Annotated in this window: 19 protein-coding genes and 1 riboswitch; of the genes, 16 read left to right on the top strand and 3 right to left on the bottom strand. The window is 37.5% G+C overall.

What is annotated here, in order from left to right:
• Positions 1–174: 174 nt before the first annotated feature.
• The 15 genes from Q0507_RS03005 to Q0507_RS02930 all read left to right on the top strand — a co-directional run bounded on the left by Q0507_RS03005 (position 175) and on the right by Q0507_RS02930 (position 18,660).
• Complete coding sequence (locus Q0507_RS03005; RefSeq protein WP_298712144.1) at positions 175–2,328, top strand: ATP-dependent Clp protease ATP-binding subunit; 2,154 nt, start codon at positions 175–177, stop codon at positions 2,326–2,328.
• A gap of 77 nt (positions 2,329–2,405) precedes the next feature.
• Positions 2,406–2,513: riboswitch (TPP riboswitch) on the top strand.
• A 78-nt stretch (positions 2,514–2,591) separates the two neighbouring features.
• The gene (gene thiC, locus Q0507_RS03000) at positions 2,592–3,896 is read left to right on the top strand and encodes a phosphomethylpyrimidine synthase ThiC (RefSeq protein WP_298712142.1); all 1,305 of its coding nucleotides are present in this window, start codon (positions 2,592–2,594) and stop codon (positions 3,894–3,896) included.
• A 23-nt stretch (positions 3,897–3,919) separates the two neighbouring features.
• Complete coding sequence (thiS, locus tag Q0507_RS02995) at positions 3,920–4,117, top strand: sulfur carrier protein ThiS (RefSeq protein ID WP_298712140.1); 198 nt, start codon at positions 3,920–3,922, stop codon at positions 4,115–4,117.
• 4 nt (positions 4,118–4,121) lie between these two features.
• The gene (locus Q0507_RS02990; protein ID WP_298712138.1) at positions 4,122–4,397 is read left to right on the top strand and encodes a thiamine phosphate synthase; all 276 of its coding nucleotides are present in this window, start codon (positions 4,122–4,124) and stop codon (positions 4,395–4,397) included.
• A gap of 181 nt (positions 4,398–4,578) precedes the next feature.
• Positions 4,579–5,346, top strand: a complete 768-nt coding sequence (locus Q0507_RS02985) for a LamB/YcsF family protein (RefSeq protein ID WP_298712135.1) — start codon at positions 4,579–4,581, stop codon at positions 5,344–5,346.
• 142 nt (positions 5,347–5,488) lie between these two features.
• Positions 5,489–6,685 carry an NRAMP family divalent metal transporter gene (locus Q0507_RS02980; RefSeq protein ID WP_298712133.1) on the top strand — a complete coding sequence of 399 codons (1,197 nt, stop codon included), beginning with the start codon at positions 5,489–5,491 and terminating at the stop codon, positions 6,683–6,685.
• A gap of 74 nt (positions 6,686–6,759) precedes the next feature.
• A complete protein-coding gene (gene pxpB / locus Q0507_RS02975; protein WP_298712131.1) occupies positions 6,760–7,503 on the top strand; it encodes a 5-oxoprolinase subunit PxpB in 744 nt (247 codons plus the stop codon).
• Positions 7,490–8,512 (top strand): biotin-dependent carboxyltransferase family protein, encoded by a 1,023-nt coding sequence (locus Q0507_RS02970; RefSeq protein ID WP_298712129.1) that lies wholly within the window; start codon positions 7,490–7,492, stop codon positions 8,510–8,512. The genes pxpB and Q0507_RS02970 overlap by 14 nt, the downstream gene beginning before the upstream one ends.
• A gap of 689 nt (positions 8,513–9,201) precedes the next feature.
• Positions 9,202–10,956, top strand: coding sequence for a hypothetical protein (locus tag Q0507_RS02960; RefSeq protein ID WP_367268440.1), 1,755 nt, complete (start codon positions 9,202–9,204; stop codon positions 10,954–10,956).
• 77 nt (positions 10,957–11,033) lie between these two features.
• Entirely contained in the window at positions 11,034–11,342 is a 309-nt protein-coding gene (locus Q0507_RS02955) for a hypothetical protein (protein ID WP_298712124.1), read from the top strand.
• 162 nt (positions 11,343–11,504) lie between these two features.
• Positions 11,505–13,193: a YadA-like family protein gene (locus Q0507_RS02950; RefSeq protein ID WP_298712121.1), complete on the top strand. Its 1,689-nt coding sequence runs from the start codon at positions 11,505–11,507 to the stop codon at positions 13,191–13,193.
• 363 nt (positions 13,194–13,556) lie between these two features.
• Positions 13,557–14,966: an MATE family efflux transporter gene (locus tag Q0507_RS02945; protein WP_298712117.1), complete on the top strand. Its 1,410-nt coding sequence runs from the start codon at positions 13,557–13,559 to the stop codon at positions 14,964–14,966.
• Between the two features lie 549 nt (positions 14,967–15,515).
• Complete coding sequence (locus tag Q0507_RS02940; RefSeq protein WP_298712114.1) at positions 15,516–16,529, top strand: OmpA family protein; 1,014 nt, start codon at positions 15,516–15,518, stop codon at positions 16,527–16,529.
• Between the two features lie 225 nt (positions 16,530–16,754).
• Positions 16,755–17,876 carry an AI-2E family transporter gene (locus Q0507_RS02935; protein WP_298712111.1) on the top strand — a complete coding sequence of 374 codons (1,122 nt, stop codon included), beginning with the start codon at positions 16,755–16,757 and terminating at the stop codon, positions 17,874–17,876.
• Between the two features lie 127 nt (positions 17,877–18,003).
• On the top strand, positions 18,004–18,660 hold the full coding sequence (locus Q0507_RS02930; RefSeq protein ID WP_298712108.1) for a peptidase: 657 nt from the start codon (positions 18,004–18,006) through the stop codon (positions 18,658–18,660).
• A 192-nt stretch (positions 18,661–18,852) separates the two neighbouring features.
• On the opposite strand, the gene Q0507_RS02925 is transcribed toward Q0507_RS02930, so the two are convergent.
• Entirely contained in the window at positions 18,853–20,370 is a 1,518-nt protein-coding gene (locus Q0507_RS02925) for an NAD(P)/FAD-dependent oxidoreductase (RefSeq protein ID WP_298712105.1), read from the bottom strand.
• A gap of 246 nt (positions 20,371–20,616) precedes the next feature.
• A complete protein-coding gene (sstT, locus tag Q0507_RS02920; protein WP_298712102.1) occupies positions 20,617–21,837 on the bottom strand; it encodes a serine/threonine transporter SstT in 1,221 nt (406 codons plus the stop codon).
• A 348-nt stretch (positions 21,838–22,185) separates the two neighbouring features.
• Here sstT and Q0507_RS02915 point away from each other — a divergent pair, with 348 nt between their 5' ends.
• Positions 22,186–22,932, top strand: a complete 747-nt coding sequence (locus tag Q0507_RS02915) for a ubiquinone/menaquinone biosynthesis methyltransferase (protein ID WP_298712099.1) — start codon at positions 22,186–22,188, stop codon at positions 22,930–22,932.
• Here Q0507_RS02915 and Q0507_RS02910 read toward each other — a convergent pair.
• Positions 22,913–23,644 carry an SIMPL domain-containing protein gene (locus Q0507_RS02910; protein ID WP_298712096.1) on the bottom strand — a complete coding sequence of 244 codons (732 nt, stop codon included), beginning with the start codon at positions 23,642–23,644 and terminating at the stop codon, positions 22,913–22,915. The genes Q0507_RS02915 and Q0507_RS02910 overlap by 20 nt on opposite strands.
• Positions 23,645–24,244 lie beyond the last annotated feature (600 nt).

The following is a 24,244-nucleotide window of genomic DNA, read 5'->3' as shown; positions in this document are numbered from 1 at the left end:
TACAAACTTTTTTGTTGTTAGAATATAAAGTCAAAAATATTTTAAAAATTTATCTTTTGATTTATTGACTTTTTGACTTTTAAGGGTTATTATAATGCCATAGGGTAAATAAACCCAGTAAAAATAATATTAGTCAAATAGTTAAACTCTATGATGTATGAGGGGGTAAAATATATGAACAACAACTTTAACAACTTTGGTAATGAATTTTCTAGCATGAATGATTTGTTTAATCAATTGATGGGGAATATGGGTGGTTATTCCACAGAACGACGCAGTTATAAGATTAATGGTCGCGAAGTAACTCCAGAAGAATTTGCGTTTTATCGTCAAACTGGTCGATTACCATCTAATGAGGAAATGCAAGCTGCTCAAGCTGCGCAACAAGGTAAAATTAAACAAGATGGCATCCTTGCTCGTTTGGGGACAAACTTAACTCAGCAAGCTCGTGATGGTAAACTCGATCCTGTAATTGGTCGAAATAAAGAAATCCAAGAAACAGCAGAAATCTTGGCGCGTCGTACTAAAAATAATCCTGTACTTGTAGGTGATGCTGGTGTTGGTAAAACTGCAGTAGTAGAAGGTTTGGCACAAGCTATTGTAAATGGTGACGTTCCAGCAGCTATTAAAAATAAAGAAATCATTTCTATCGATATTTCCGGTTTGGAAGCTGGTACTCAATATCGTGGTTCTTTCGAAGAAAACATTCAAAACCTTATTAAAGAGGTAAAAGCCGCAGGCAATATTATCTTGTTCTTCGATGAAATTCACCAAATTTTGGGTGCTGGGTCCACAGGTGATGGTCAAGGATCTAAAGGCTTGGCAGATATCTTGAAGCCTGCTTTGTCCCGTGGTGAAATGACAGTTATCGGTGCTACAACACAAGATGAATACCGTAACACAATCATGAAAAACGCAGCTCTTGCTCGTCGTTTCAATGAAGTTAAGGTCAATGCACCATCTGTAGAAGATACTTTCAAAATCTTACAAGGCATTCGTCCATTGTACGAAGCGCATCATAACATTGAATTGCCAGATGCGGTGTTGAAAGCCGCTGTAGATTATTCCGTACAGTATATTCCACAACGTAGCTTGCCAGATAAAGCTATTGATTTAATTGATGTAACAGCAGCTCATTTGGCATCTCAACATCCTGTAACAGATATTAAAACATTGGAAGCAGATATTGCTGATGCTAAAGCAAAACAAGAGGAATATGCTCAAAAAGAAGACTATGAATCTGCGATTAATGAAAAAATGCGTATTCAAAAGTTACAAGCAGAGCTTGATAACCATACAGAAAATCAAAAGGTGGTAGCTCAAGTAAACGACGTAGCAGAAGCCGTTGAAAGAATGACTGGTATTCCTGTATCTCAAATGGGTGCATCCGATATCGAGCGCTTGAAAGACATGAAATCTCGTTTAGAAGCTCATGTAATTGGTCAAGATAAAGCCGTAGAAGCTGTATCTAAAGCAATTCGTCGTAACCGCGCAGGCTTTGATGAAGGCAACCGCCCAATTGGGAGCTTCTTATTCGTAGGACCTACAGGTGTTGGTAAGACAGAATTAGCTAAACAATTAGCTCTAGATATGTTCGGTAACAAAGATGCAATCATTCGTTTGGATATGTCCGAATACAGTGATCGCACAGCCGTATCTAAATTAATTGGTGCTACAGCTGGTTATGTTGGTTACGAAGATAACTCTAACACATTGACTGAACGCGTACGTCGTAATCCTTATTCTATCGTATTATTCGACGAAATCGAAAAAGCAGATCCTCAAGTTATTACATTACTTCTTCAAGTATTGGATGATGGTCGCTTAACAGATGGTCAGGGTAACACAGTAAACTTTAAAAATACCGTTATCATCGCTACATCCAATGCAGGTTTCGGTTATGGTAGTGACAATGATGATGAAAATAAAGTAGATGTAATGGAACGCATTGCTCCATTCTTCCGTCCAGAATTCTTGAACCGTTTCAACGCAGTTATCGAGTTCAATCAATTGAGCAAAGAAGATTTGAAAAAAATTGTAGATTTGATGCTTGATCAAGTGAATAAAACTTTAGCTAAAAAAGACATCACTCTTGATGTAACAGATGCAGCTAAAGAATTGTTGATGGAACAAGGGTATGACAAAACTATGGGCGCTCGTCCATTACGTCGTGTTATCGAATCTGAAATCCGCGATAATGTAACTGACTTCTACTTGGATCACATCGATGCTAAACACTTGCTTGCAGATGTTAAGGATGGGCATATTGTAATCTCTGAAAAAGCAGATTCCGATGATAGTAAAGACCAAGATAAGGCTGAGAAATAAATAACAGATGTATACGTGTCAGAATAATCATTTGACAAATCTGAATAAAGTAGTAATATTAATAGCATAATTATATAGTGAGTATGCAAGGGAGCCTATTATATAGGCTGAGAAAGGGCTGCGAGCACCTGACCTTTATACCTGATCGGGATTATGCCCGCGTAGGAAGCACGCTAATACTTAATACGGGTATCGATCATTTTGTTCGATACCCGTTTTTGCATACCTAACTATATATGTCTTTTATATAGGAGGATGTAAAAATGTTTATGACACAATTGGAATCGGCTGTAGCTGGCGTAGTTACGAAGGAAATGAAAGTAGTCGCGGAAAAAGAACGTATGGATGAAGAGGTGTTACGTTCCCTAGTGGCAGCAGGAAAGGTTGTTATCCCTTGTAACAAGCAGCATAATAGCATTTCGCCTGAGGGAATTGGTAAGCGTTTAAGAACAAAAGTCAATGTTAATTTAGGTACATCGAAAGACGTTACTGATTATGATAGTGAGATTGAAAAGGTTAATCGAGCTATTCGACTTGGAGCAGAGTCGATTATGGACCTTTCCACTCATGGTGACACTCGTATTTTTAGACGTAAATTAATCGAGACATCGCCAGTAATGATTGGTACGGTACCTATCTATGATAGTGTCATTCATCATCAAAAAGATTTGGGCGAATTAACGGCTCAAGACTTCTTGGATACTATCCGATTACACGCTCAAGATGGTGTAGATTTTATTACTATCCACAGTGGTATTACGAGGAAAACAATAGATCAAATCAAGAATCATAAACGGATGCTTAATATTGTTAGCCGCGGAGGGAGTTTGGTATTTGCATGGATGAGCATGACAGGCCATGAAAATCCATTCTATGAATACTTTGATGAAATCTTAAAGATTTGCAAAGAATATGATGTTACTTTGTCTTTAGGTGATGCTTGTCGTCCAGGTTGCTTGGCGGATTCAACTGATGTGTGCCAAATTGAAGAGCTTGTAAGGCTTGGTGAATTGGCAAAACGAGCGAAACAACATGGTGTACAAGCCATGATTGAAGGACCTGGGCATGTACCTTTACATCAAATACAAATGAATATGGAAATACAAGAGTCCTTGTGTGATGGAGCGCCCTTCTATGTATTGGGACCGCTCGTAACAGATATTGCTCCTGGTTATGATCATATTACAGCTGCCATTGGTGGGGCTGTAGCGGGTATGCATGGGGCGTCATTCTTGTGCTATGTTACACCAGCTGAACATTTAGCCTTACCAAATGCAGATGATGTAAAAGATGGAATTATGGCTTTCAAAATAGCGGCGCATGCTGCAGATATTGCTCGTGGTATTCCTAATGCAAGAGATATAGATGACACCATGGCTAAGGCTCGTCAAGTCCTCGACTGGGAGGCACAATATGCTTGTGCCCTTGATCCTGAACGGGCTCGTTCTATTCGTGAAAGTAGAGCACCGGAGGAAGACCATAGTGAAACCTGTTCGATGTGTGGCAAGTTTTGTGCTGTACGCAGTATGAATAAAGCTTTACAAGAAGAATATATTGATATTTTATAAGCTTTTTCATATGGGAGGTCATTATGGATTTGATTGTTAATGGAGAACCAAAGCATGTTGTAGGTGAGCAACTTCATTTGGTTCTTGATGAATTAGGCTATTCTGGTAAACACTTTGTAGTTGAGCTTAATGGAGAGATTATTAGTAAGGAAACATATACAACCACTAAATTAACGGCTGCTGATAGATTAGAGATCGTTAGCTTTGTAGGAGGTAATTGATATATTGGATACATTTACTATAGGTAATATTGGGGTAGGGCATATTTTTTCTACACAGACAAAACCCAATGCTAATCCTGTAGGAATTTCTTATGTATATTGGGCAAAGCAATTTAGTAAGGTTCCCATTGTCGCCATTGGAGGGATTAAAACGACAAATGCTGATATCGTTTGGCAAGCGCATCCCGATTTTATTTGTGCCGTTTCTGAAATAACAGAGTCGGACAATATACAAAATACGGTTTGTGAGCTTATGACTGGATATAGTAGAGTCAGATAAAAAATTGAGTTTATATACAAACCACAAGATTAAAATCTTGTGGTTTTTTTAGTTATAAAAGAATTTTGTATACGTGATAAAAATCATTGCTAACACATCGATTTATTTAGTATAATCGTATCATTAAATTCGATATTCTATAGAATTTATAAAATAAATGAAGATGGAGAGGTAATAGTATATGTCTCATTATGTAGATTTAAATAGTGATTTAGGTGAAAGTTTTGGTAACTATACATTAGGCATGGATAGTGAAGTATTAAATCATGTAACAAGTGCTAATATTGCTTGTGGTTGGCACGCTGGAGATCCTCTTATTATGGATGCGACTGTCCGCATATGTAAGGAAAAAGGCGTTGCTGTAGGGGCGCATCCTGGTTATCCAGATCTGATGGGATTTGGTCGTCGTGTGATGGCAGTAAATCCTGCTGAGGCAAAAGCCTATATGATGTACCAACTAGGTGCACTTCAAGCTTTTTGTGACAGTTATGACATTAGTTTACAGCATATGAAACTACATGGTGCTTTTTACAATACAGCCTGTGTTACGCCTGTACTAGCCGATGCAATTTTAGATGGTTTACAAGCGGTAAATCCTAATATAGCGGCCATGGTATTGAGTGGTAGCTATATTGCTCAAGAGGCACAGCGACGAGGTATTCCTGTTATACAGGAAGTGTTTGCCGATCGTGGCTATACAGAGGAGGGAACATTGGTCCCTCGTACAGAAGTAGGTGCTTTCATTAAAGACCCGCAAGAGGCTTTAGACCGAGTTCTCATGATGATTACAAAGGGTAAGGTTGTTACTAATACTGGGAAGACCATTGATATTGTGGCCGATTCCGTATGTGTTCATGGTGATAACCCTGAAGCGATAGCTTTCACAAGGTATATTCGGGAGGGGCTCACAAAAGCTGGTGTAACGGTGGCGAATTTTCAATACCGATAAAACTATTAAATACATTAAAATAAATGCTTAATTAATACCAACAGGAAATGCAAATATAAGTATTAAAAGTGAGTATTACATGTAAGTATGAGCTTTAAGCACTAAGTATGACATAGATTAATTATTATATGTGGAGGTTCCTATGAAACCAATTACAGGTAAAGCGAGTTTCTCTGTCCTATTAGGGGCAGCTTTCTTAATGGCCACGTCTTCCATTGGACCTGGCTTTATGTTACAAACGGCAGCATTTACAAATGAGTTGAAAGCAGACTTTGCATTTGCTATCGTTGTATCCGTTATTTTCTCTATTATTGCACAGCTTAATGTGTGGACGATTATTGGTGTATCCCAAATGCGTGGTCAAGATATTGCGAATAAGGTATTGCCAGGCCTTGGTTATATAGTGGCATTTTTAATTTCCCTTGGTGGCTTGGCCTTTAATATCGGTAATATTGGTGGTGCTTCTATGGGCCTCAATATTATATTTGGTATCGACACAACAACAGCGGCCGCTATTAGCGGTATCTTGGGTATCTTACTATTTACATCTAAGAAGATGGGTGGTGTTTTAGATAATACGGCTAAAGTACTCGGTACTGTTATGCTTGTTCTTATCGCTTACGTAGCCCTTTCAACAAATCCTCCAGTAGGGACAGCAGTAACTCATGCGATAGTACCTACGAATTATCCGTGGCTTGCTACGATAACTCTTATTGGAGGTACCGTAGGTGGATATATAACATTCTCTGGTGGTCATCGCCTCATTGATGCTGGTATTACAGGTCAAGAACATTTAAAGGATGTACGTCGTGCAGCGATTATGGGCATGTCTGTTGATGCCCTAGTTCGTATATTATTGTTCTTAGCTGTTCTTGGTGTGGTATCTATGGGTTATGTACTAGACTCTAAGGATCCAGCTGGTTCCGCATTTCTTCTCGGCGCTGGTGAAATCGGACATAAATTATTTGGTATAGTGTTCTTCTGTGCTGCATTGACCTCTGTAGTAGGGGCTGCCTACACATCAGTATCCTTCTTAAAAACATTGTTTAAGATTGTAGAGCGAAATGAAAAATTGACTATTATGGTGTTTATTTTTATTTCTACATGTATCTTAATCTTTATTGGTAAACCAGCATCACTATTGATTTTAGCGGGCTCTGTAAACGGTCTAATCTTGCCTGTTACGTTGGCAGTTATGCTCGTTGCTACTCATAAATCCGAAATCGTAGGGGCATACAAACACAATAAACTTTTATATTATACCGGTTGGATTGTAGTGCTTGTAACATCTTATATTGGTGTTACATCTTTAAAGGGCATTGCTAAGTTACTTGGTTAATTTGATATCTGTGAAAGCACCATTACCTTTTAATTAAAAGTAATGGTACTTTCCAGTTACAACGGGAGGTACAAATGAAACCTACAATTTCACCTGTAGGGGATTGCGCTATCTCTATTGATTTTGGTCAAGTAATCGATCCAAAGATTAATCGACACATCCGACAAATTATAGAGCAGATTAAAGACTTACAGCTAGATGGAATTATTGAACTAGTTCCTACATATTGCGCATTGCTTGTTCAATATGATGCAATGGTATATTCTTATTCAGATATTTGTAGAATTCTTGAACCCACATTGCAAGAATCGGTAATGGATAGCGCAAATGAACTCGTTACGATTGTTGAAATACCCACCGTATATGGTGGCGAATTTGGCCCAGATTTAGGCTTTGTAGCCTCGCATAATCATTTAAGTGAAGCTGAGGTTGTATCCATTCATAGTGGTACAGATTATTTAGTTTATATGCTAGGCTTCATTCCTGGCTTTACCTATTTAGGAGGGATGGACCCACGCATTGCAACGCCGCGGTTGTCTTCACCAAGAACTTTGATTCCTGCCGGCTCTGTAGGTATTGCAGGGGAACAGACTGGTACATATCCATCAGATTCTCCAGGGGGCTGGCAGATTATTGGACGCACACCTTTGACTATGTATGACATGTCTAAAAAGCAAGCTGCCCTATTAAGGGCAGGGGACTACGTTCGTTATGTGCCTATCGATGAAAACAAATTCCATAGGATTAAATCCTTGGGGATGGAATATATTCCATCTATATATGAAATAGAAAGTGGTGATTTGCGTGGATATAAATGAGTTTCAGCGTGCTTTAATCTACGTAGATGCTCCGGGTATGTATACAACGATTCAAGATGTAGGGCGTATTGGCTTTCAACAATATGGTATGCCTGTGGCTGGTCCTATGGATAGTGAAAGCTATCTCTTAGGACAAGCACTTGTAGGTAATACGACTCCTCTCGGTGCACTAGAGTGCACCGTATTGCCACCTACGTTAATCGTCCAAGGTACATGTATCGTTGCTTTCACGGGCGCCGATATGCACCCTACGATTAATAATGTAGTGGTGCCTCGATATATACCTTTTATATGTCACGAAGGCGATATCATTTCTGGTGTCTTCAGCCAATGTGGAGTGCGTATGTATATTGCTTTCTCTGGTGGTATCGATGTTCCCGCTATTAACGGTAGCGTATCCACTCATACAAAGGCTAACATAGGTGGTTTTGAGGGGCGTCCATTACAAGCGGGAGATCAGTTTGGCATTAAAGCATTTACTAGAGGAGACGTGAATGTGTGCGACTTCTATGGTAGTCATAACTTATTCAATACTGCCCTATATAACCGCGGCGGTCGTGAGTGTCACGAACCTTTGCGTGTTGTTCTTGGTGATCAAGCAAAGTATTTTACAGAGAAAGGGATCAAGACTTTTGGAAGTAAAATATATACGTTGACTGTGCAATGTGATCGCATGGGCTTCCGCTTAGATGGTCCTGTTATAGAGCATATAGAGAGTGCGGATATTATTTCTGATGGAGCTGTTTTTGGTTCTATTCAAGTTCCTTCAGATGGCAATCCTATAGTGCTCATGGCAGATCGGCAAACAACAGGTGGCTATACAAAGATTGGTACTGTGATTACGGCGGATTTACCTAGGTTGAGCCAATTGCCAGTAGGGGACGGAATTCATTTTGATATTATATCCGTTGAAGAAGCACAAGAAATATATCGTACATATATAAGACGCTTGCATAAGCGAATACAATTAGCACACGAACAAAGTTTATATGTTTTTAAATTACGCTAGTTTGTTCCCTAATTTAATTATACAATTTAGTAATAAAGCTATCTCGTAGATTGTCATTTCTATGAGATAGCTTTTTATTATGTAATATAAGATGAACTCAATTAAATGTTGGCGAAAATGAAACATAATAAACTAAAAGCGATACATAATAGGCTAAATGCTTTATAACAAGACAATAGTGATGTATAAGAAGTTTAACATAATCGATAATATTTTGAGCATAGTTTTGAAAGATATAGTAACTGAATCCTTGATTAAGGGGTTATATCTAAAGTTTTATAATAATTTAATGAAATAATTATGTCTACAGTGGTAATATGTGATTTAGTTCATAATATCTAGCGGTATAAACGTATTTCTTAGTATATATAATCATATAAACGGAACTTAAATAATTAATTATGAGTTTATATTCATTTTATCTCTTCGGTATGGTATAAAATAAGCCCATATTTTATATAAATTTGTGACATAAATCAATATAAAGCCCATTGCTACGCTATTTTTGTAATGCCTATAATTGTGAAAAATAAATGAAAAAGTTTGATAGTATATTAAAGGTTTTGGTATACTTATAACATTGAAAATTTTAAAATTCTCGTATGACTTACCATATGATAAAACATCGAGGGAGCATTAATATTAATATAGTTTATAGGAGAAAGTATGAATAAGATTTTTAAAGTGGTTTGGAGCAAATCAAAAAATGTTACGTAGTAGTATCTGAGTTCGCTAAGAATAATAGTGGTAAAAAGAAAATTGTTGTAGCAGCAATCTTGGCTGCATTAGCAATGACTAATGCTAGCATCTCTATGGCGGCAAATACTTTGCCTACAAATCTGCATGCAACAGCAGTAGGCTTAGGGGCTGGTGCTTCTGTTACTGGTGACAAAGCTGTAGGTTTCGGTCAAAATGCAGCAGCTGCTGGTGGATATTCTATTGCAATAGGTTCTAATTCTAGTACCAGTGTTAACAGTCCACAAGGAATCGCTATTGGTGGGGGTAATACTGCTAATGAAGGTGCAAGAGTAATTGGGGAACAAGCAATTGCCATTGGGGGAAATACAATAGCTCAAGGTAACTCTTCTACTGTTATTGGTGGCGATGATGTAGTTAAAGCTGATGGTATAAAAGTTGTTTATACTACGAATAATAGTGAGAATAAGACTGGAGATTTGCGTAGTGCTGTTCAAAGCTTAACAGGCTTTGATATGAGAAATCCGCTATATACAACGGCAACGGCTAGCGAATCTGGTATCACATTAGGTATGAAAGGTCAGTCTGGTAATGTGGGCATTGCAATTGGTACTGGTGCAAATGCGAAGGATCGTTTATCAGGAATTTCTAGTGGTGCTTCTGGTCAAGCCAATGATGATGTAAAAAATGCTATTGCCATTGGCACAGGGGCTAGGGAAAATCGTGATAATGCTATTGCCATCGGTGGTGGTTCTAATACTGATGTAGGTGGTACAAAACAATCTAGCTATACATTGCCAAATAACGTTGTTGCTTCCTGGGCTGGTGGTGATAAAACATTGCCAGGTGACGTCGTATCTTTTGGTTCTAAAGGGTATGAGCGTCAGTTGAAACACGTGGCTCCTGGTAAAGTAAGTGCTACTTCCACAGATGCAATTAATGGCTCCCAACTTAGTGCTATTGTAGATCAAATCGCTTATAAATATATATCTATAAAATCTTCTGATGTTGCTAATAAAGATAATACTGGTGCTACGGCAACTAATTCCATTGCTATTGGTCCAAATGCCGCAACAGACGCATCTGCAAGCCGTTCTGTAGCTGTTGGTGATGGCGCTAGAGGTAAAGTAGTAGATGGTGTAGCTGTTGGCTCAAAATCTACAGCTGATATTGCTTCAGGTGTAGCGGGATATAATGTTAATGCTAGTCGTACAGATACATATGCTGATTTAAGTGGTGCTACGTTAACATCTAAATTAGGTGGTGTTGCTATTGGTACGACAAACCAAACACGTCAAATTAATTATGTTGCTGCAGGTACTGCTGATACAGATGCAGTAAACGTGGCACAACTAAAGAGTGTTAATTTAGCTTTCACAGGTGATACTGGTACAGGCGACGTGAACCTTGCTAATAGTAAATTAGCTGTAAATGGTGATAATACATACATTACAACTACAGCTAATGGTAAGAAAATTACAGTTTCTGGTAAAAAGCAAGATATTACTGTAGCAAATGGTAGCGCTACAGCATCGACTGGTATGGCGGATTCTGCTAACGTAGCTAATGCTATTAATCAAGCGATTGATCAAAATAAATACGGGTGGAATCTTTCTGCTAATGGAGAAACTACACCAGTGGCGGTTAAAAAAGGAAATGCAGTAGATTTTTTTGGTGACGATAATGTTACGGTTGCTAGAAATGATAAGAAAATCTCTGTAGCCTTGAAAAAGATTTTTCTAAATTAAACAGTGCATCATTCAATAATGTTGGCGGTAATGAAACTGTAAAAATTGATGGTGACAAAGGTATCAATGCTGGGAATTTGAAAGTTGCCAATGTAGCAGATGGTATCGCTGATAAAGATGCTGTTAATGTATATCAATTGAAAAAAGTTGACGATAAAGCTGAAGCTAACAAAACTGCTATTGATACAAATAAAACTGCAATCGCTAAAAATGCAGGCGATATTGTAATAAATAAGTCTGATATTGCAACCAATAAAGACAATATTGCGACGAATAAACAAAAAATTGCGGACAATAAAACTGCAATTGATAGGAATGCAGGCGATATTGCGACAAACATAACGGATATTACTACCAATAAGGATAATATTGCTGCGAATAAGTAAAAGATAGCCGACAATAAAACTGCAATAGATAAAAATGCGGGCGATATTGCTACAAACAAAGCTGATATTACAACTAATAAGGATAACATCGACAAAAACACGACAGCTATCCCTCGTAAGATTTCTTTAGGTGGTAATACTGGGTCTACCGATGAGAAATCCTTGAGCACAGGTGATGTAAAATTCAATATTAAAGGTCAAAATGGTATTGTTACTGAAGCTAATGGCGAAGATGTAACTGTCAAATTAGATGATGCCACGGCTAATAAAATCAACAATGCAGCAAATACGGATTTGAGCAACTTAACAGATACTGGTAAACAACAAGTTAAAGATTTATCTGTATGGAATGTAGTAGCTAATGGTAATACTGCCGAAAAAGTTGAAGGTGGCAACACAGTTAAGTTTATCGATGGTGATAATATTTCCATTACTCAAAATGGAAAAGACTTCACCGTTTCTACTAAGAAAGATGTAACTTTTGATACGGTAACCGCTACTCAAACGATTACAGCACCAAAAGTGAAAGCGACAACTGGAGTTGAAACACCTCAAGTAACAGGCTTGACTAACACTACATGGGTTCCAGGTCAAACACAACCTGTATCTGGTCGTGCTGCCACAGAAGACCAGTTGAAACACGTTGATGATCAAGTAGAGGAAAATAAAGCCAATATCGCTGATAATACAGATAAGATTGGCAAAAATGCTGATGCTATTGCTGATAACAAAGCGGCAATCTCTAAAAATGCTGGCGATATTGCAACCAATAAAGCTAATATTGATAAAAATACAGAAGCCATTGCTCGTAAGGTTTCTTTAGGTGGTAACTCTGGTTCTACCGATGAAAAGTCTTTGAGCACAGGTGATGTGAAATTCAATGTTAAAGGGGAAAATAGTCTTACTACTGTTGCTAATGGCGACGATGTCACTGTTAAACTCGATGATGTGACTAAACGTAAAATCGATAATGCAGCAAATCAAGACTTGAGCAACTCAACAGATGCTGGTAAACAACAAGTTAAAGATATATCTGCATGGAATGTAACGGCTGCTGGCGGTACCGTTGAAAAAGTACAAGGTGGAGATACTGTAAAATTCCAAGCTGGTGATAGTCTTGTAGTTAACCAAGATAGAACTACTTTCACATATGGCTTGGCTAAAGACTTGAAAGGTCTAAACAGTGTTACCATAGGTGATGAAAACGGTGTATCTACTAAGATTACCCCTGCAGGTACAACTGTGAAAGATGCAGCTGGCAACTCTACTGTAATTAAGGGTGGTGGCATGACTATTACTCCAGCAGATGCAACAGCTAGCCCTGTATCCCTTACTGTGGACGGCTTAAATAATGGTGGCAACCAAATTCATGGGGTAGCGCCTGGCACAGATGATACTGATGCAGTAAATGTTAGCCAATTGAAAGTATCTAATGCTGGTTTACAAGAAGCTGTTAATCGTGTAGGTACTGAAACACAACGTGTTGGTGCTCATGCGGCAGCTATGGCAGCGTTGAAACCAATTCAATACGATCCATTGGAACCAACTCAAATTATGGCTGGTATTGGCAACTACCGTGGTGAAACTGCGGGGGCTATCGGTATTGCTCACTACCGAACTGAAGATACTATGTTCAACGTAGGTGTTTCACTTGGTACTAGCCACAATATGGTAAATGCAGGTGTAACGCATAAATTTGGTGGTAGTCGTGAAAGAAAAGACGCTATTCCAGAACGTTATAAAGCAGGTCCTATTAGCTCTGTTTATGTAATGCAAGACGAAGTATCTAGCCTCAAAAAAAAGAGAATAGTAATCAAAAAACTGTTATTGCTAATCAAGCAGCACGTCTAAATACATTAGAAGCTGAAAATGAACGTCAACGTCAAGAATTGGCTGAGACTAAACAAGGCTTAGATGACTTGCGTGCAGTAGTAAATCAACTATTAGCATCTAAAGGTTAAAAGTTGAGAGCTAGTTTTGATAATAGTTTAAGATAATCATTTTCCTGTAAACTTAAAGAACCTCTTATACACTGTTATACCTGATAGGTTACATAGATTTTGTATAAGAGGTTCTTTTGTTATTTTGATATATATTCTTATTTAAAATGCATAATGTATGAATGACTTCTTATGTGTTATATGATATAATACAATAGATATAAGAAGTGAAGTAATGCCTTTACTATATGATCTTACATGAATAGGAGATAGGATGTTAGACCGTATACAACGATGGCTTTCAATAGATACCATGTTACCTGTTGCAGAACGATTAGGACCTGTAGGAACTACAAAGCAGCTATATGGTAATTATTTAAAAATAGCTTGGCCAGCTACATTACAAGGCTTGATGTTACAATTTATGACGGCTATCGATTTGGCGATGGTTGGTGCCTTAGGTGCGTCAGCTCTTGCTTCGGTAGGCATTATGGGACAACCTGAGATGGTAATGCTCATCTTCTGTCGAGCCTTATCCATTGCCGTGACGGCAATTATAGCTCGTCGTAATGGTGAAGGTGATGTAGATGGTATGAATGCCGTGCTCAAGCAGTCTATTTTATTGAATTTTTTGATTTATGTACCGTTATTATTGATATGTTTCTTAAATTTAGAGCATATTCTACGTTTTACAGGTGCTGAAGATGGCTATATTGAAACAGCTGTTTGGTATGGTCGTTTCATAGTTATTAGTTTAATCTTTCAGTCTTTTAGTCAAATCGTAGGGGCTGCACTCATTGGATATGGTAATACTAAAGTTATTTTTAAATCTAATGTAGTAGGGAATATTTTGAATACAATAATGAACTTCTTCTTGATTTATGGTATTGGTTTCTTCCCTGAACTTGGTGTTATGGGGGCAGGGGTTTCCACCATGATCAGTAGTGCGATTATTGCATTATTGTTGTTGCGTACGATTTCACAACATACTGCTACTGGATTAACATTGCGCCATCCGTCGAAGTGGATTTTTGAAAGACCTGTACTTCATACGATGTTTCATGTAGGTGGCAGTTCTTTGGGGGAACAGTTCTTTGAACGGTTCGGTATGTATACATACACTATGATCGTGGCTTCCTTAGGTGCAGTACCTTTGGCCGCGCATTACGTATGTATGAATCTAATGGATATATTTTATTATTTTGCAATGGGACTTGGCTTTGCAGGCGCGTCACATACGGGTCAAAATCTTGGGCATAAAAGGCCGGATATTGCACGTACTTATGGTAAAATTGGTGCTCGTATCGGTTTAGTCGTGGGCCTTGTAAGTGCATTAATCTTTATTGGCCCTGGTGATTTTTTAGTACAGTTTTATACTCGTGAAAGTGATGTTGTTACCCTTTCTGCTACTTTGATGGGCATTATGGCAATCGCTGCATTTCCTCAAGCATTACAACAAGTATACTCCGGTGTGTTGAAAGGTGCAGGGGATACATATTACATCATGAAATATTCCCTTGTGAGCGTAGCAATCATTCGGCCTATCATTACATATCTATTGTGTATTACATTAGGTTTAGGCCTCTTTGGGGCATGGTTATCTTTGTGCTTTGATCAGTCTCTACGATTATGCTGTTCTTATTGGCGATTTATTCGTGGAGCATGGCAACATAAAATTGTTTGATATTACGTGAATACAGTTTGCTCTAATTTTGTTTTATACTAAGGGGATTTTCATGTAAAATTTAAAAGACTCGATGTAATATGAGGATATAGATAAAATCAGTATTGTTTTGTTAATTATCATTTGTTACATTGAAAAAAATAGAATAGTTCATGAAAAAATAGTGAATAAACTCTTGTCTATTTATTTTATTTGATGTACACATACCTAATATGGAGAAAATGACACATTGGGGAATGTGTTATCTGACCAGAAACTTCTGATTTCACGTATATATGTAAGGGTATATATAAGAAACGATAAAAGCCTCCTTAGTGCATACGGAGGCTTTTATTTTTTTATAATGGTTGGGCTTTGTAGTGATAAAGTAATTGAGACAGTTTAATGTTCATATTTATAATATTTCTATATAGATAAAATTTGAAAAGCTCATTGTGAATTCATAAAAAATATGGACTTATATTGAAAAAAAGTGTAAAAATGTGTAAAATATAATTATATTATTACAAAACCCTAGTATTGTAAGGGTTATTTCTGGAGAGATTTATAATGAATAAAAAATTATTAGCTTTATTGGCAGTTGCTGCTGTAGGCGTGTCCGTAGTAGGTGCAACTCCACAAACTCAATTCAATAAAGGTGAATTTCAAGTAGATCTTGGTGCATCTGATACTAAAGCAAAAACTAAAGTTTGGACTTCTGATGCAAAATGGAACTTTGATGGTGGTGTAACATACGGTTTAACTGATAAAACAGCGTTGCAATACCAATATCATGGTTTGAATGACAAAATGCTTGGCACTAGTTATAGCGATAAAATGCATGAACTTAACTTGGTTCAATCCTTGAATAAAAACTTTGCAGTATATGGTGGTTATGCTCATCTTTCTGGTGATGTATTCCCTAAAGCAAATAACATTGCACAAGTAGGTGTAATTGGTAAAGCTAATCTTGGCTCTAAAGTAGACGTTTATGGTAAAGTTGGTGTAGGTACTAAGAGAACTTCTACTTGGGAAGCAGGTTTAGGCTACAAAGTTAACCAAGACTGGGATATCAATGCTGGTTACCGTTATATCAATACTAAACGTGATGATGTATCCAACATCTCCTTCCAAGGTCCAGTAGTTGGTTTGTCCTACCGTTTTGGTGGTCAAAAATCCGCAGCTCCTGTATATACTCCAGTACCAGCTCCTGCTGCAGAAGCTCCTGTATATAAAACTCCTAAATTGGACTACTATGTACAATCTATCTACTTTGACTCCGACCAAGATGTTGCTCGTGCAGACCAATATCCAAACTTGACAGCTGCTGTAAACGCTGCTAAACAATATCCTCAAGATCAAGTTAAATTGATGGGTAATGCTGATACTGATGCAAACCCTCAATACAACATTGCTTTGTCTGAACGCCGAGTACAATATGTTGCTCAATATCTAGTTAACCATGGCGTAATTGCTGATCGTCTTATCGGTATTGCTAATGGTGATGTTAAACCAGTTGCAACTAACTCTACTGCAGTAGGTAAAGCTGAAAACCGTCGTGTAGACGTTTATATTCACCGCTAATCTTTAGACTCATCTAGATTATGCATATAATAAGTCCACCTTCGATCATGTTCTCGTGTTTATCTGAAATTCGAGCATGTGATAAGGTGGACTTTTGTGTTATACTAAGCTTGCATACAATAATAGGTCATACAATGTTCATTAAGTTTTGATAATGTATGCGATGTGAGAATAGTATAGTTATAGGGTGCAGTTTATTGATAGTGTTATGTAAAGTAGGTTATTATGAAAGAATTTAAATATTACAAACAGCTCATAGGGGCTATTATACTGGCTGGCATTATGATAATGGTGGCACTACGTATAAGTGATATTGCTAACGGTATTGACGCTATATTTACAGCCTTTGTACCGCTTATAGTGGGCGCTTGTATTGCTTTTGTATTAGATATTCTTGTCGTTCGTTATGAGAGATGGCTATGGCCTAAGTGTGCCTCTGGATGGAAGTATAAAATTCGTCGTCCTTTAAGCCTTGTTTTATCCTTTGTGACAATTAGTGTTATTGTATATTTTATTGCTCGGATGGCGTTGCCACAATTGATTCATTCAATGTCGATTATTGTAGCTGCATCACCGCAACTGTATACGGACTTCCAAACATGGATGAAGCAAATTACAGAAACAATTCCAATGGCGTCGAATCAAACAATTATAGATACCTTAAGTGGAGAGAATATTGTTGAATATACTCGTGAATGGGGTACAAAGGGCGGCACATATATTGTGAATGCAATGGGATCTGTATTATCTTGGACTTTGAACATCGGACTTGGACTAATCTTTGCAATTTATATGTTGCTTGATAAGGAACGTCTTATGCTGCAAGGTGAGCGTATATTAAAAGCTTACGCATCAGATGAGTGGGTAAATCGCGTTAGTTATGTTGCTCGCGTAGCAGTTCAAACTTTCAGTAGTTTCTTTGTGGGACAGTTTATTGATGCTTTGATTTTAGGTGTCATGGTAGGTATTACATTATGGCTATTCAATATTGAATATGCTACAACGATTGCCTGTGTAATTGGTCTTACTGGTTTGATACCGTTGTTAGGAATTTATGTAGGTGGTGTTATTGGGGCTGTAATGCTGCTTACAGTAAGCCCTATGGATGCTCTTATCTATGTAATTATCTTAGAGGTACTTCATCAAATTGAAAGTAACTTTATTTATCCTAAAATTGTAGGTAATTCTGTGGGATTGCCGGGGTTGTGGGTATTTGCTGCGGTTATCGTAGGTGGTAGCTTGATGGGGGTTACTGGCATGTTGATCGGTGTACCTTTAGTGGCTACATGCTATAAATTGATTATGACTGATGTAGACGGACGACTTGCATCTAATGAAGGTTTATAGTATATTGTCTAAATAATACGACTATTATGTATGTTTTAGTGCTGTTGAGTATGGCACGGACTTATAGTAATTCTAGTATATCAATGGTTTTGGTGATAAAAACATGGTATCTAGTAGGAGGATTATAATGAATAAAAAGTTAGTTTCTATGGCATTAGCAGGTGTATTAGCAGTGGGCGTGTTATCTGTTGCTACACCAAGTGTGGCAGATGCACGTAAAACAAAGCCTGAAACAAGTACTGATATTTCTGTAAAACGCGCACCAGGCGAATCTATGGTTATGACTATGAGCCAAATTGGTACTATTTTCCAAAATCGCTTTCCAAATGCTGCACTTCATTCTGTAGAGCTCAACTCTAATGACTTGAATTATGGTTATAAAGTGGTTGGTTATAGTAAGTATCATCAATACAAGATGAAAATTGATGTAATCACTGGTAATGCTTCCAATATGGAAGAGGGTGGCAAACCTAAGAAAGTTATTGGTGAGATTTTCAATAAAGATAAAGTTATTGAGTCCACTCAAGCGGAACGTGTTGCTAAACAACAACTTGGCGCTGATGCTGTTATGAAGGGCTGGAAAATTCAAGCTCACGAAGGTAAAGTCTTATACTATGTAACTATGCATCAAGATGGTAAAAAAGTTGTCGTTACTGTAGATGCTGAAACAGGAGCTTATGTAGAACAATCTAAATCCTACAAGTTACCACCTGAGCCAGATCAAGGTTTTGATGGTCGTAAAACAAATCTTATTTTTGGTAGTGGCATCGATATGGGTCGTTAATTTAACGGATGATAATCAAATAATGAAAGAGCCAAAGGTATATGCCTTTGGCTCTTTTTTATGGTTGACTTATATACATGCCCATTAATAGTATTATTTTCTATTAAATATGTTAGTATCTGTAGTAAATTTGCTCATATAAAAAGACTGTACCTAGGTACAGTCTTTTTATGTGACTTAATGTTATATTTATTACCAACGATTTTCGTAGTATACTTGTGTCCACATAATAACCTCAACAAGGGATGGGTGTGGACTCATTGTTTCGCCTACAGTGATAACGGATCTAGGATCCATTTCATGAATAATACCTTTTTCACGTAAACGTTTTGTACGTTCAGACGCGATCTCTTCATTGATTGCTGTCAACGGAGTTACGCCGCTATTCATAAGGTTTACATAAGGCTGGAAGAGGATGGATGCTTGAGGTCCTACTACATGCATACCAAGGATATGGTTTGTGTCTTTGTCTACCACGATTTTTACAAACCCGTCGTTTACATCACCAGGGTTGATACCCATTGCATAGCCTTTGGCTGTAGAAGAGTAGTAGTTTTTGCCTATACCTACATTGTAACCAGCTTTAATAGCTTCTGCCTCAGTAAGACCTACGCTACCAATTTCAGGGTAGGAGAATGTAACCTTAGGCAATGTATCATAACGTGCCCAACGGTAATCTTCTTCGTTTGTTGCGTAGAAGAGATTATGAGCAATGATATCCGCTTCGTAGTTTGCACGATGGCGGAATGCAGGTTCACCATTTACATCACCTAGAGCATAAATGCCATCAACAGATGTTTCAAGGAACTCATTTGTTTTTATCCAACCTTTTGGCCATGTTTCGATACCAGTATTTTCAAGGTGAAGCTCTTCTACAGCTGGGCGGATACCTGCAGCTACAAGGATTTCTTCAACTTTAGTTTCTAAAATTTCGCCAGTAGTACGATCTTTAGTAACGACTACTTTGAGACCATCTTCTTGACGGATTTCAACAGTATCTTGATTTAGAACTACGTTGATGCCACGTTCTCTGTAGTTATTTAACAAGTGTTCAGATGCATCTACATCTTCTTTAGGTACTAAACGTACATTATGTTGAAGAAGTGTTACCTCTGTACCAGCGGATGCAAATACGTGAGCAAATTCAACACCGATTGGACCTGCACCAAGTACAGCAAGAGATTTGTATGGATGTTTAGGGAATTTATCGCCAAAGAGGCTTTCACTAGTAAGGAAACCTGCCTCTTGAAGACCTGGTACATTCGGTACATTACTATAACCGCCAGTACCAAGGATAATCGTTGGTGCTGTAATTTCAACAATGCCAGAGCCATCGTTAAGATGAATATTCATTACTTTATCGGATACAAAGCTTGCTGCACCACGATACACATCTACGTTGTCATAGGCGTTGTAATAATCATAGATGCCAGCAGATTCGTCAATTTTATGCCATGTACGTTTTGAAACAGTATCCCAGTCCATAGTAGCAGAACCAACATTAACACCGATTTTTTTGAACTCTTCTACTTCTTGGATTGCATTAGCTGCTGTAACCATAACTTTTGTAGGAATACAACCGCGAGTTAGGCATGTGCCACCAAATTTACCTTTTTCTATGATGGCCACTTTAAGGCCTTTTTTGAGCGCAGCGTCAGCTACGATGGTTGCGCCGCCTGTACCAACCACAATAATATCGTATTGTTTCATGTTGATTCCTTTCTATATATCTACTAATAGTTATTATCATTAACTATATTATACCACTATATTGAAGAAAATCAATATAGTTTGTTAATGTTTGGTGAAAGTTTATATTTAGTTAGTCCAAATATATAATATCTTTTCCAGATAATTAAGAGGTGGAGATATATGTAACTTTCACAAAGTCTTAAGAAAAGAATATATAATTAGTTTACAAAAAAAGACGGTCCCAAAGGACCGCCTAAGAAAGTTTTAATTCCAATCTTGATGATAACCGCGTTTTGCATAATCAGCAGTAGCAGTGAAAAGGATATCTGTGCTAGAGTTAAGCGCAGTTTCTGTGGAGTCTTGTAATACGCCAATAATAAAACCTACGCCTACAACTTGCATTGCTACATCATTGGAGATACCAAATAGGGAACAAGCCAATGGAATAAGTAACAAGGAACCGCCTGCAACACCAGAAGCACCACAAGCACCAATAGTGGCAATGATGGATAAGAGAATTGCAGTAGGAATATCTACAACGATACCTAAAGTGTGAGCTGCTGCTAATGTCATGATTGTAATCGTGATTGCTGCACCACCCATATTGATTGTGGCACCTAATGGAATCGATACGGAATACATATCTGGATTGAGTTTTAAACGTTTTGCCAAATCAAGGTTTACGGGAATGTTTGCAGCAGAGCTACGTGTGAAGAACGCATAGATTGCAGATTCACGTAAGCATTTGAATACCAATGGGTATGGATTACGGCGGAGGTATATAAAGGATAAAATTGGGTTAATCACTAGTGCTACAAAAATCATAGAACCAAGTAATAATACGAGTAATTGGAAGTAACCAATCAAGGCTTCGATGCCGTTAGTAGCAATGGATTCTGCTACAAGGCCCATAATACCAAGAGGAGCGAAGCGGATGATCCAACCTACTACAGTAGTAATAGCTTGTGCAATGGACTCCATAACTTCCTTCGTATTCATTGGTGCATGGCGTAATGCACCACCAATAATAAGGGCCCAACCTAAAATACCGATGTAGTTAGCAGTCATTAACGCTTTTACAGGGTTATCAACTATATTTTTAAGCAAAGTTGTCATAACCTCTGCGATACCTTGCGGAGGCGCTGCATCAGCGGCACCTGCAGCTAGATGTAATGTAGTCGGGAAGAAGAAACTTACGATTACTGCTAATGCTGCAGATAGGAATGTACCTAATAAGTATAAGGTGATAACAGAACCCATGCCAGTTTTTTGGCCAGAACGATGTTTACTGATCGCTGCAATTACCAAGAAAAATACAAGGATAGGGGCAATGCCTTTAAGGGCACCAACAAAAAGAACACCTAATAAAGCAAGTTCATTGGCCACATCTGGCACATAAAGAGCAGTCAAAATACCAATAATCAAACCTATGATAATTTGTTGGATTAAACTGACGCTGTTGATTGATTTTACAAATCGATTCATAGTACACTCCAATACTTAAATAAAAACAAATAAAACCCACAACAAAATATCCTTTCATCATGGACATATGTCATTATACAACGAACACGAGATAGTGGCAATAGATAATATCATAGATGGCTATAAGCATTTATGTTATATATAAAGTAAATGATAAACATGTTTATTAAGCTATATATTTTACAATAAAATATATTAAATATTTGTATGTTTTAGTTTTATATGTGTATAGCACATAGTTGCTATATATAGTATATATAATAGGATTCTTTTTAGCTTTCCTATAGTATGGTATACTATGCCATATATAGTACTTGAATATAGTTCTTGATTAGTGAAAGGACCATAATGAATAGTAAAGAATTTAAAACATATGCTGATAAAGAAGAATTTGTACAAGGCGTTTTTTCTAATATTGCAAAAAATTATGACTTAATGAATACAGTCTTAAGTTTTGGGCAAGATTATTTTTGGCGCAAATTCTCTGTAAAAGCAATGAATATCGGTCCTCATCAATGCGTACTTGATGTAGCGTGTGGTACTTGTGTTTTTACAAAGGAAGCATTACGTCAAGAGCCAACTTTAAAGGTGGAGGCCTTGGACTTTAATAGTGAAATGCTTGATCAAGGTCGTATTCGTATAGAAAATGCCGGTTTAATTGATCAAGTCAATTTAGTGCAAGGTGATGCTATGGCATTACCATATGCGGATAATACATTTAATGCAGCCATGAGTGGTTTTGCAATGCGTAATGTGCCGGATATTAAACAAGTATTATCTGAAATGCAACGTGTTGTAAAGCCGGGAGGGAAGGTTGTCGTACTAGAACTAGCAAAACCAAGCATGTTTGGTTTTAAACAATTATATAACTTCTATTTCTCCTATATATTACCTATTATAGGGAAATTGAGTAAGGATAACTCCTCCTATGCGTGGCTTCCAGAATCTTTACGTAGATATCCTCATCAAAGTGAGATTTTAGAAATCTGGAAATCTGTGGGGTATGAAAATGCCACCTATCATGAATTGACAGGCGGCATTGTAGCTGTACACGAAGGTGTGGTACCAGAAAATTCTATTGTAGATAGTAAGTGATGTTAGCGTCTTGGGAAACTATTAAAGAGCCTTTTTCTACAGGTGTAGCAGTTTCGAGAGCTGCTTTTAGCATCACTGGGTTACGATAGTAACCAGAGTCCATTGTGCTGGTTTCGGTTGTGCTAATGGAAACCGTTTTTACTGGTCCTAATGTACGACCTAGGGCAGCTGCGATGACTTCTGCTTTATGACGACCATTTTGAACCGCTTCTGTAGTTAAAGAATCAGATAATTGTTGAGACACATCATTTTGGAATGAAAGGTTGTTGATGTCGTTAGCACCAGCGCTAACAGCGGCATCGACAACCTTTCCTACGTTATCAAGGTTATTGATCTTAATTGTTACGTGATTTGATACTTTGTAACCCGTGTTGATGCGTTTGCCGTCTTGATAGTCGCTCGTTGGATTGATAGAAATGCTGGATGTGTATATATCTTTTTTTGCTACGCCTAAGTTAGCTAAACGGCTAATTAAATCACTCATAATACGATCATTATTAGATTTTGCAGTATTGATATTGGTGTTTTGGCTTGTGATACCAAGTGTTAAAATCGCATAGTTAGGCGCTACAGAACGAGATGCTTGACCGGTAATATTAATTTCTGAAGTATCAAACGTGCCTTGTGGTACAGCTAATACAGTAGTTGCCATAGTGGCACATACAGCAGCTATAGCTATAGTTTTTGATAATAAATGTTTTGATAGTTTCATACTCAATCTCCTTACACTAATGTAATATTCATATTGATAAATGCTATTAAAATAGAGCCAATTTATGCTAAATGTTCTTTATTACAGCTCTATTGTACATGATTGATTGTGTAAAATCAATTATTGGTTTTGTGCCTTAAAATGAAAATAAAATGAAATTTTTGTAAAATTGAGAATTGGGGGTTGCGATTATATTTTCATTGTACTATAATATGCATACAGTCGTTTGAGCGGCTGTTTCTTAATGAGTGTAGCAATACACTTAGAAGTTTAAAATTAACTTCAAAAAAGATTATAAAATGTGTTGACATGAAAGTAGTCAAATGTTATTATAATCAAGTCGTCAAATGAGGCTGAACTTTAGATGAAGTGATCCGAATTGATAACAGATCTTTGAAAACTGAACAATGATAGGTAATCAATCGAAATGATTGAACATATGCCAGAGTGCGGGTTTTGACACAGTCAAAACCAACCATAATTCAAAGCTACTTCAAAGTAGCGACAACAAAACAAATGAGCTATTCAAATAGCTTCAAGATATCTTGGAGAGTTTGATCCTGGCTCAGGACGAACGCTGGCGGCGTGCTTAACACATGC

Origin of the sequence: uncultured Veillonella sp. (assembly GCF_938010505.1) — a bacterium.
GTDB lineage: Bacteria > Bacillota > Negativicutes > Veillonellales > Veillonellaceae > Veillonella.
The sequence above is the reverse complement of the archived record's forward strand: the minus strand, read 5'-3'. Positions and strand labels throughout refer to the sequence as shown.